Annotated in this window: 11 protein-coding genes and 1 riboswitch; of the genes, 7 read left to right on the forward strand and 4 right to left on the reverse strand. The window is 72.0% G+C overall.

The features are described 5' to 3' along the window. The first annotated feature begins 95 nt into the window (after window positions 1–95). From ETD96_RS34125 to ETD96_RS34145, 5 genes are all read left to right on the forward strand, one after another. The gene (locus ETD96_RS34125; protein WP_138640608.1) at window positions 96–1,463 is read left to right on the forward strand and encodes a UDP-glucose dehydrogenase family protein; all 1,368 of its coding nucleotides are present in this window, start codon (window positions 96–98) and stop codon (window positions 1,461–1,463) included. A gap of 19 nt (window positions 1,464–1,482) precedes the next feature. Beyond that, window positions 1,483–1,544: riboswitch (guanidine-III (ykkC-III) riboswitch) on the forward strand. A gap of 31 nt (window positions 1,545–1,575) precedes the next feature. Further along, a complete protein-coding gene (locus ETD96_RS34130; protein WP_138640609.1) occupies window positions 1,576–1,896 on the forward strand; it encodes a DMT family transporter in 321 nt (106 codons plus the stop codon). A 146-nt stretch (window positions 1,897–2,042) separates the two neighbouring features. Continuing rightward, a complete protein-coding gene (locus ETD96_RS34135) occupies window positions 2,043–2,828 on the forward strand; it encodes a sporulation protein (RefSeq protein ID WP_138640610.1) in 786 nt (261 codons plus the stop codon). Window positions 2,829–2,917: 89 nt separating this feature from the next. Continuing rightward, the gene (locus tag ETD96_RS34140) at window positions 2,918–4,375 is read left to right on the forward strand and encodes a hypothetical protein (RefSeq protein ID WP_138640611.1); all 1,458 of its coding nucleotides are present in this window, start codon (window positions 2,918–2,920) and stop codon (window positions 4,373–4,375) included. 107 nt (window positions 4,376–4,482) lie between these two features. Beyond that, entirely contained in the window at window positions 4,483–5,229 is a 747-nt protein-coding gene (locus ETD96_RS34145) for an SDR family oxidoreductase (protein ID WP_138640612.1), read from the forward strand. Between the two features lie 15 nt (window positions 5,230–5,244). On the opposite strand, the gene ETD96_RS34150 is transcribed toward ETD96_RS34145, so the two are convergent. Beyond that, on the reverse strand, window positions 5,245–5,883 hold the full coding sequence (locus ETD96_RS34150) for an HD domain-containing protein (RefSeq protein ID WP_138640613.1): 639 nt from the start codon (window positions 5,881–5,883) through the stop codon (window positions 5,245–5,247). A 49-nt stretch (window positions 5,884–5,932) separates the two neighbouring features. Further along, window positions 5,933–6,520 (reverse strand): rhomboid family intramembrane serine protease, encoded by a 588-nt coding sequence (locus ETD96_RS34155; protein ID WP_138640614.1) that lies wholly within the window; start codon window positions 6,518–6,520, stop codon window positions 5,933–5,935. Between the two features lie 89 nt (window positions 6,521–6,609). Here ETD96_RS34155 and ETD96_RS34160 point away from each other — a divergent pair, with 89 nt between their 5' ends. Beyond that, on the forward strand, window positions 6,610–7,536 hold the full coding sequence (locus ETD96_RS34160) for an NADPH:quinone oxidoreductase family protein (RefSeq protein WP_138640615.1): 927 nt from the start codon (window positions 6,610–6,612) through the stop codon (window positions 7,534–7,536). 14 nt (window positions 7,537–7,550) lie between these two features. On the opposite strand, the gene ETD96_RS34165 is transcribed toward ETD96_RS34160, so the two are convergent. Next, complete coding sequence (locus tag ETD96_RS34165; protein ID WP_138640616.1) at window positions 7,551–7,889, reverse strand: WhiB family transcriptional regulator; 339 nt, start codon at window positions 7,887–7,889, stop codon at window positions 7,551–7,553. 143 nt (window positions 7,890–8,032) lie between these two features. Between ETD96_RS34165 and ETD96_RS34170 the strand changes: the two genes are divergently transcribed. Further along, window positions 8,033–8,503, forward strand: a complete 471-nt coding sequence (locus ETD96_RS34170; protein WP_338072633.1) for a GNAT family N-acetyltransferase — start codon at window positions 8,033–8,035, stop codon at window positions 8,501–8,503. Window positions 8,504–8,552: 49 nt separating this feature from the next. Here the strand turns inward: ETD96_RS34170 and ETD96_RS34175 are convergent. Beyond that, a partial coding sequence (locus ETD96_RS34175) for a phosphotransferase family protein (protein WP_138640617.1) occupies window positions 8,553–9,527 on the reverse strand: 975 nt, incomplete at its 5' end.

Raw genomic sequence — 9,527 nt, forward strand, 5'->3', positions numbered from 1 at the left:
CTGTGTATAAGAGACAGGGCCCTCCGCCGGGCCGCCCGGGCGTGGTGGGAAGATCGGGCGGGGGCGTGAACATCGTGAGGCACGAGGAGGTGCGCATGAACCAGGAGGAGCCCGGAGCCCCGAGGCTGACCGTCATCGGAACCGGCTACCTCGGCGCCACGCACGCCATCTGCATGGCGGTGCTCGGCTACGAGGTCCTCGGCGTGGACGTCGACCGGCACAAGATCGACCGGCTGGCGTCCGGCGAGGTCCCCATCTTCGAGCCCGGGCTGCCGGAGCTGCTCACCAAGGCGCTCGACTCCGGCCGGCTCCGGTTCACCACCTCGTTCGAGGAGGCGGGCGCGTTCGGCGACGTCCACTTCCTGTGCGTGGGAACCCCGCAGCAGGCCGGCTCGGACGCCGCCGACCTGAGCTACCTCGACGCCGCCGTCCGCGCGCTCGCCCCCCACCTGCGCCGCCGGGCCCTCGTCGTCGGCAAGTCCACGGTGCCGGTCGGGACGGCCGCGCGGCTCACCGGCCTCGTCCAGGAGCTGGCGCCCGCCGGCAACGAGGTCGAGCTGGCCTGGAACCCCGAGTTCCTGCGCGAGGGCTTCGCCGTCGACGACACCCTGCGCCCCGACCGCATGGTGTTCGGCGTCGCGTCCGACTGGGCGGACGAGCAGCTGCGGGCGGCGTTCAAACCCGTCCTCGACCTCGGCACCCCGGTCATCCGCACCGACCTCGCCACCGCCGAGCTGGTCAAGGTCGCCGCCAACTCCTTCCTCGCCACCAAGATCTCCTACATCAACGCGATGGCGGAGGTGTGCGAGGCGGTCGGCGCCGACGTCAAGGACCTCGCCGACTCGCTGGCGCTGGACGACCGCATCGGCGGCAAGTTCCTGCGCCCCGGGCTCGGCTTCGGCGGCGGCTGCCTGCCGAAGGACATCCGCGCGTTCGCGCACCGCGCCGAGGAGATCGGCGTCGGGCAGGCCGTGTCGTTCCTGCGCCAGGTGGACGACATCAACCGGCGCCGCCGGGCCCGCACCGTCGACCTCGTCCGGGAGCTGCTCGGCGGCGACTTCGCCGGCAAGCGCATCGCCGCGTGGGGCGCGGCGTTCAAGCCCAACTCCGACGACATCCGCGACGCGCCCGCGCTGGACGTGGCCCGCACCATGCACGGCCTCGGCGGCGACGTCCGCGTCTACGACCCGGCCGCGCTCGGCAACGCGCGCGCCGCGTTCCCCGAGCTGCGGTACGGCGAGAGCGCGCTCGACGTCGCGCGGGACGCCGACGTCGTCGTCCTGCTGACCGAGTGGTCGGACTTCCGGGAGGTCGACCCGGAGGCGCTGGCCGGGGTCGTCCGGCACCGGCGGATCGTGGACGGGCGGCACGCGCTCGACGCCGCGCAGTGGCGCGCGGCGGGCTGGGAGTACCGGGCGCTCGGCCGCTCGTACAGGGAACAACCCGCCGCGACGGGCCGTTGACGGGAACGAGGACGCCGGGGCCGAGGGCACCGGCCCTCCCGGACGAGGTGCGCCGTACCCGGAAAGCGAAGACGACGCGTGACCACCGTCGTCTCGCACCGGGAGCGCATCCATGGCCTGGGTCCTCGTCATCGTCGCCGGCCTCGTCGAGGTCGCGATGGCCCTCTGCCTGAAGGGCAGCAAGGGCTTCACCGAGCCGCTGCCGTCCGTCGGCTTCGCCGTGTTCGCCGTCACCAGCTTCGGGCTGCTCAGCCTGGCCCTGAAGCACCTCGACGTCGGCACCGCCTACGCCGTCTGGGTGGGCATCGGCGCCGTCGGGACGGCGGCGCTCGGCATGCTCGTCATGGGCGACCAGGTGTCCGCCGTCAGGATCGGCGCGCTCGCGCTCATCATCCTCGGCGTGATCGGACTGAACCTCGCGGGCGGCCACTGAGCGCCCGGCGGCGGGTCCGCTGGCCGCAGGCGGCCAGCGGACCCGGCCGTTCGCAGGTCACCACCGTTTCCGCGGAACGTAATCTCCCGTAGCAGCGTCTATCGGACGAGAGCGCGGGGAGTGCTCGGACACGGGAGGGACCGACCTTGGTCTTCAAGAAGCTGCGGCAGGCGATGGGCATCGGCGGCCCGTCGATCGAAACGATCCTGCACGACCCGAACACGACGCCGGGCGGCGTCGTCACGGGCGAGGTCACCATCATCGGCGGCCAGTACAACTCCGACATCAAGTCGGTGAACCTCGCGCTGCGCACCCGGGTCGAGGTCGAGTCGGGCGACAACGAGTACACGTCCAACCTGGAGTACGCGAAGATGCCGGTCGCGGGCAGCTTCAGCCTCCAGGAGGGCGCCCGGCACAGCATCCCGTTCCAGATGCCCATCCCGTGGGAAGCTCCCCTCACGCACATGTACGGACGCCCCCTGCACGGCACCACGGTCGGCATCGCGACCGAGCTGGAGGTGGCGGGGGCGCTCGACCCGGGCGACCTCGACCCGATCGCCGTCCACCCGCTGCCCGCGCAGGAGCGCATCCTCGCGGCCTTCTCCAACCTCGGCTTCCAGTTCCGCAACGCCGACTGCGAGAAGGGCCGCATCTGGGGCGTCCACCAGGAGCTGCCGTTCTACCAGGAGATCGAGTTCTATCCGCCGGGCCAGTACGCGCGCGGCATCAAGCAGCTCGAAGTGACGTTCGTGTCCTACCCGCAGTCCATGGAGGTCGTGCTGGAGCTGGACAAGCGCGGCGGCGTGTTCACCGAGGGGCACGACGCGTTCAGCCGCTTCACGGTCGACTACGCGACCGTCGACCACACCAACTGGGAGCAGCAGCTCGACGGCTTCCTCCAGGAGGCCGGCCGCCGCCGGGGCTTCTTCTAGCCCGCCGCGGGCCGTCCGCCCGGGAAGATCCGGGGCATCCCCTCCGCGAAGTTGATCGCGGAGGGGATCGCCGCGTAGAAAGAGGTTCCGTGCCCCAGCCCCCCGGACTGAACGACGCGGAACGGCGCCTCTGGGCCGCGTTCCCGACCGGCGCCCGCGTCGTCCTCGGCGACGACCTGCCCGCCGGACCCGACCCCGACCGCATGGTCCGCGCCGAGATCGTCACCCGGCTGCTGCTCGGCGCCGGCGAGACCCGGCCGGGCGCGGTCGCCGCCGTCCGGCTGCGCGGCGCCTACATCACCGGGCAGATCGACCTCAAGGGCGGCGCCACCGAGCACGAGCTGCGGCTGGAGGAGTGCCGGCTCGTCGAGGAACCGAACTTCTCCAACGCCGAGACCCGGCAGCTGCGGTTCGCCAACTGCCGGATGCCCGGCTTCGACGGCGGCGGGCTCCGCGCGGACGGCTACATGAGCCTGTCGGGTTCGCAGATCGACGGCTCGGTGCGGCTGCCGAGGGCGCAGCTCGCCGGCGGCCTGCGGATGAACGGCACCCGCATCACGGTGACCGACCCCGCCACCTGGGCGATCTTCAGCGGCGGGCTCGTCGTCGAGGCCGGCACGTTCATGCGGGACGCCGAGATCACCGGCGGGATCCGGTTCGTCGGGGCGCGGATGAACGGCGGCCTGTTCATGGAGCGGACCGTCCTGAACAACCCCGGCCGGATCGCCCTGGACGCGCAGAACATCGTCGTCGAGGACGCGGCCGAGCTCAGCAACGGTTTCACCGCGCACGGCACGGTCCGGCTGCGCAGCGGCCGCTTCAACGGCATCCTGTCGTTCAGCCGGGCGCACCTCGACTCCACCGACCCGGCGCGGATGGCGCTGCACGCCAGCCACATCCAGGCCGACGAGCTGCTCCTGTGGCCGGAGGAGCAGATCAAGGGCCGGGTGTCGCTGTCGTTCTCCCGGATCGACATGATCATGGACCACCCGTCCGTCTGGCCGGACGAGCTGTACCTGAACGGCATGACGTACCAGACGCTGCGCGGCGCCGAGTTCAAGGACCGGCTGAGCTGGGTGTCGCGGGACAAGGAGTTCCACCTCCAGCCGTACGAGCAGCTCGCCGCCTGGTACCACGGCATCGGCCACGACGACCTCGCGCGCAAGGTCCAGCTCGCGAAGCTGCGCGCCCGCCGCCGCAGGCTGCACCCCGTCGCCAAGGCGTGGAACCACTTCCTGGACTGGACGGTCGGGTTCGGCTACCGGCCGTGGCTCGCGTTCGCGTGGTTCGCCGCGCTGCTCGCCCTCGGGACGACGGTGTTCTCCATCGAGCACCCGCGTCCGGTGAAGCCGGGCAACGAGCTGCCCGCCTTCCACGCGCTGATCTACACGCTGGACCTGCTGATCCCGCTCGACACGTTCGGGCAGCAGCTGTCCTACGACGCGGTGGCCTGGACCCGGTGGGTGGCCTACGGGCTCGTCACGACGGGCTGGGTGCTCGCCACGGCGCTGATCGCCGGCGTGACCCGGGTGCTGCGCCCCAACTAGCCGCGCCTCCGGCCGGCCCGGCCGAGCGGCCGGGCCCCGGCCGGGCGCCGAACCAACACCCCGCCCCGGGCGTCCACCCGGATAGGGACCGACGAGAATGGGACTCCATGGGCACGTATCTGATCACGGGGGCGACGGGCGGCATCGGCACGGCGGTCGCCGAACTGCTCCGCGAGCGCGGGCACGACCTGATCCTCACCGGCCGCTCCCCCGAGCGCCTCGGCGCGCTCGCCAGGACGCTGGAGACGGGCGCGCACGCCGCCACCCAGGTCATCAACCCCGGCGCGTTGAGCGCGCCGCCGCGCGCCGGGACCGTCGCGACCGTCCCGCTGGACCTGACGGAGCCGCGCCGCATCGAGGCGTCCCTCGCGATGGCCGGGATCCCGGAACGGCTGGACGGCGTCGTCCACGCGGCGGGCATGGTGCACCTGTCCCCGGTCGCCGAGCTGGAGGCCGACGAGTGGATGGAGCACCTGTCGGTGAACCTGGTGTCGGCGGCGGAGCTGACCCGCCTGCTGCTGCCCGCGCTGCGCGCCGCCGAGGGGCACGTCGTCTTCGTGAACTCCACCGCCGGGCTGCGCGCGAACCCCGAGTGGTCGGCGTACGCGGCGAGCAAGTTCGGGCTGCGCGCCCTCGCCGACTCGCTGCGCGCGGAGGAGCCGTCGCTGCGCGTCACGACCGTCTACCCGGGCCGGACGGCCACGGAGATGCAGCGGAAGGTGCGCGCCCAGGAGGGCCAGAACTACGCCGAGGACGACTTCGCGGCGCCGGGCACCGTCGCCCGCGTCCTGGTGGCGGCCCTGGAGACGCCGCGCGACGCGGTCGTCTCCGACGTCACCGTCCGGCCGAACTGACGCCGGCCGCGCCGCTCACTCCGGCCACGGGCTGTCGAGGATCAGCTGGACGAAGTCGGCGCGTTCGAAGCCGTCCATGTAGTGCTGGAGGACGTCGGCGTTCATGTTGCCGAAGGTCGTCTCCGGGCGGTGGACGTTGCCGTCGGTGAACGCGCGGAGGATGCGGTTCTTGAAGTCCGGGCGCGGGTGCGCGCTCGTCACGGCGCCGCGCTGCTCGTCGGTGAGGTCGTCGTAGCCGAGGCCCAGCACGTCGGTCGCCACGCCCGCGTTGAGCAGGGCGACCACCGGGTCGAGGAACTCGGGGACGCCGGGCGTGGTGTGCAGGGCGATGCCGAGCCACACGGTGCGGGCGTCGGCCTCGCCGTGGCCGCGCTCAAGGAGGAAGTCACGCGCGGCGTGGGCGCCGTCGACCTCGAACCGCAGCCGCGAGTCCCGGTAGCCGGGGGTCAGGCCGAGGTCGTGGAACATCGCCGCCGTGTAGAGCAGTTCCAGGTCGGGCTCCAGCCCCCGGGCCCGGCCCTGGAGCGCGCCGAAGAGGAACACGCGCCGCGAGTGGTGGTAGAGCAGGTCGTCCTCGGTGTCGCGGATGAACTCCGTCACGTCCCGGACGAGCGGTGTGTCGGGGACGGTGATGCCTGCGATCGTCTCGGCCATGGCACCGGGGTACCCGGGTCACCGCGGTGCACGCGCCGGGCGCCGGGGCTCAGCTCCGGCGCAGGAACCAGGACGCCAGCACACCGCCGACCAGCCCGAACAGGTGGCCCTGCCAGGAGATGCCGGGGTCGCCGGGGATGACCCCGAGGATCATCGTCCCGTAGACGGCGACGACGGCGACCGCGATGCCGATGTCGACCAGCCGCCGCTCGAAGAGCCCGCGCCCGACCAGGTAGCCGAAGAACCCGAAGATCAGGATGCTGGAGCCGAGCGTGTTCGCCGAGCTGAGGAACCACACCCCGAGCCCGCCGACCACGATGATGATCAGGCTGGCCGCGAGGAACTTGGCGATGCCGCGCGCCGCCGCGAGGAACCCGAGCACGAGGAACGGCAGCGTGTTGGCCATCAGGTGGCCGAACCCGGCGTGCATGAACGGGGCGGTGAAGATGTCCGGGAGGTCGTTGACGTCGCGCGGCTGGATCCCGAACCGGTCGAGCCACCCGTCGGTCGTGTAGTCGAACGCCTCCAGGACCCACATCACGGCGGTCACGGAGACGATCAGGACGAGCGACGACAGCGCGCGGAACCCGTGCTTCGCCAGCTCCTCGGAACGCTGCCGGTCGGGGGTATAGCTCATGTCAGCCACCGTATGTCTGGACGTCCCTGAACCGTCAACGACCGGGACGCGGGGAAGGTGCCAGCGGACCTTTCCGGCATAGTGGTCGGATGCGCGCTGCGATCTGCGAGAAGCTCGGTTCGGTCGCCGTCACGGAGACCGCCTCCCCCGTCCCCGGCCCCGGCCAGGTGCTCGTCACCGTGGAGGCGGCGGGGGTCAACTACGTGGACGCCCTCTTCGTCCAGGGCCGGTACCAGATCAAGCCGCCGCTGCCGTTCGTGCCGGGCAGCGAGGTGGCGGGGACGCTGCCGTCCGGGGAGCGCGTCCTCGCGATGTGCGGGCTCGGCGGCTTCGCGACCGAGGTGGCGGTGCCCGCGGCCTCGGCCGTCCCGATCCCGGACGAACTGGACTTCCCCCGCGCCGCCACGTTCACCCAGAGCTACTGCACCGCCCTGTTCGCCCTCCGCGACCGCGCGGCGCTCCGGCCGGGCGAGTCGGTGCTCGTCCTGGGCGCCGGCGGCGGTGTGGGCCTGGCCGCGGTGCAGATCGCGAAGGCGATGGGCGCCCGCGTCCTCGCGGCGGCGTCCACGGACGGCAAGCAGCAGGCCGCCCGTGACGCGGGCGCGGACGACGCCATCGGCACCGCCGACGTCAAAACCGCCGCCCGCGCGTGGTCGGACGGCGGCGTGGACGTGGTCTACGACCCGGTCGGCGGCGCCCTCGCCGACCCCGCCCTGCGCTCCCTGCGCGAACGGGGCCGCTACGTCGTGATCGGGTTCGCGTCCGGGGACATCCCGTCCCTCCCGCTGAACCAGGTGCTGCTGCGCAACCGCGCGATCGTCGGCGTCGACTGGGGCGCCTGGGCGATGGCGAACCCCGAGGCGCAGCGCGCCCTCCTGGACGAGCTCCTCGCCATGGTCGCCAAGGGGGACCTCACCCCGGTGCCGCCCCGCACGGCACCGCTCGCGTCGGTGGCGGAGGTCCTGGACGACCTGCTGAACCGCCGCGTCGTGGGCAAGGTGGCCCTGCTGCCCTAGGCGGCGGAGTCCGGCTAGGCGGCGGAGGCGTGCTCCGACTCGGAGGCGTCGCCGCGCACCACGATGACGGGCAGCGGGCGCCGCGCCGGGGCCTCGGCCGTCCGGCGGAGGTAGCGGCGCTCCTCCGGGGTCGTGCCGCCCCAGATGCCGTCGGGCTCACCGACCTTCAGCGCCCACGCGAGGCATTCGGCCTTCACGGGGCAGTTCGCGCAGATCGCCTTGGCGGCGTCCTCCTGCGCCTGGAGCACCGGCGCCGAGTAGCCGATCGGGAAGAACAGGTCCGGATCGGCACCGCGGCAGATGGCGTGGTCCGTCCAGTGCTCCTCGTTCTCGTTGTTCTCGTTGACGTGCATTGGCTTCTCCCTGCGCCGCGACGAGACCACCGTGCGGGGTTCTCCTCGGCCGGGGTGGTCTCCACTCAACGTAGTACTACGACACGTAGTACTACAAGACATGCGTGAACGTTGCAACTTAGCGTCCGGATAACCTGTGGGGTGTGCAGCGTGATCAAGAAGTGACCTTCCGCGAGGCGACGGCGGCCGATCTCCCCCAGATCGTCCGGCTTCTCGCCGACGATCCCCTGGGATCGACCCGTGAAACACCGGGCGAGGAGATCCCGGAGGCCTACTTCACCGCCTTCGCAGCGATCGAGAAGGACCCCAACAACACGGTGATCGTCGCGGAGGTCGAGGGCGAGCTCGCGGGCACCCTCCAGCTCACCTTCATCCCCGGCCTGACCTACACCGGCGGCGAGCGCGCCCAGATCGAGGGCGTCCGCATCGCCGCCGAGCAGCGCGGCCGCGGCGTCGGCCAGCTCATGATCGACTACGCCATCGACCGCGCCCGCGCCCGCGGCTGCCGCGTCGTCCAGCTCACCACCGACCGCCAGCGCCCCGACGCGATCCGCTTCTACCAGAAGATCGGCTTCCGCCCCTCCCACATGGGCATGAAGTACCACCTCTCCTGACGGGCCACCGCGCGGAGTCACTGTGCGGCGGGGACGGCGGCCCGCGCGGTCAGGCGCCGGGGAGAGAGAGGTGCCGCGGGTTGGCGACTGTGAGTTTGTCCACTACCGAGTCGCGAACCGCCCGGGTGACCTCGTCCATCCGGGAGTCCAGAGTGCCTTCGCGGATGGCCTTGGCCAGGTCGGTGTCGGATTCGCAGTCGAGGTTGCGGAGGCGCTTCTCGTGGGCCGCCTTGTGAGCGTCGCCTAGGAGGAGTTCCCGGCGGGCTATGACCAGGGCCGCAGCGGCTACACGGGCGTGGAAGCGCAGGCGGTCGTCGGGTTGCTCTGCCTGGAGGAGGAACGCGCCCACTGCGTCGATGAGGGTGGACGCGTCAGGACGGTCATGCGGTGGCGTGCTCGTGTTCTGCGCGGTTTCCAGGGGGTCTTGGACGGTCGTGGGTGCGGTCAGGCCCAAAGCAAGGAGCAGGTCGTGTTCTTGTTCACAGACCTTGCGGCCCAGGACGGCGTACTCGATGGACGGGTCTGAGCCGGTCAGATAGCGCTCGGCCTGGTGGCGGCACAGGATCAGCCAGCGGAGAGTGCCGTAGACCTCCCACCAGTGGAGTTCCTCAGGCGTGGGCGGGGTGCCGCCCGCGTCGGCGTAGCCGGCGAGGAGCTCCTCGCGGGGGCCGAAGCCGCCCACCGGGTGCGGGGAGTTGAAGCGCCACGCCTTGGTGCAGAGCCAGCCGAGGTCTTCGGCCGGGTCGCCGAGATGGGTCAGCTCCCAGTCGAGGACGCCACGGACGCCGGTCTCGTCGATCATCAGGTTGCCGTTGCGGAAGTCGCCGTGCACGACCGTGCGGCGGCCCGAGGCGGGCGGGCGGTTGCCGTCCAGCCAGCGGAGCGCCAGCTCGACGGCGGGGCGGGCCTCGAAGTTCGCGTAGTACTCGGTGAGGGCGTCGAGGGGGTCGAGGTCGGGGAGGTCCGGGACCGGGGCCATCGTGTGCAGGCGGGCCAGGATCGCGCCGAGCTCGCGCGCCAGGGC

It is taken from the genome of Actinomadura geliboluensis (assembly GCF_005889745.1).
In the GTDB taxonomy this organism is placed as follows: domain Bacteria; phylum Actinomycetota; class Actinomycetes; order Streptosporangiales; family Streptosporangiaceae; genus Spirillospora; species Spirillospora geliboluensis.

Bases quoted from the DNA above. Each gene is read 5' to 3' on its own strand.
- ETD96_RS34155 (WP_138640614.1), bottom strand. From the start codon at position 6,520: ATGAGCTATACCCCCGACCGGCAGCGTTCCGAGGAGCTGGCGAAGCAC.
- ETD96_RS34150 (WP_138640613.1), bottom strand. From the start codon at position 5,883: ATGGCCGAGACGATCGCAGGCATCACCGTCCCCGACACACCGCTCGTC.
- ETD96_RS34125 (WP_138640608.1), top strand. From the start codon at position 96: ATGAACCAGGAGGAGCCCGGAGCCCCGAGGCTGACCGTCATCGGAACC.
- ETD96_RS34145 (WP_138640612.1), top strand. From the start codon at position 4,483: ATGGGCACGTATCTGATCACGGGGGCGACGGGCGGCATCGGCACGGCG.
- ETD96_RS34130 (WP_138640609.1), top strand. From the start codon at position 1,576: ATGGCCTGGGTCCTCGTCATCGTCGCCGGCCTCGTCGAGGTCGCGATG.
- ETD96_RS34165 (WP_138640616.1), bottom strand. From the start codon at position 7,889: ATGCACGTCAACGAGAACAACGAGAACGAGGAGCACTGGACGGACCAC.
- ETD96_RS34160 (WP_138640615.1), top strand. From the start codon at position 6,610: ATGCGCGCTGCGATCTGCGAGAAGCTCGGTTCGGTCGCCGTCACGGAG.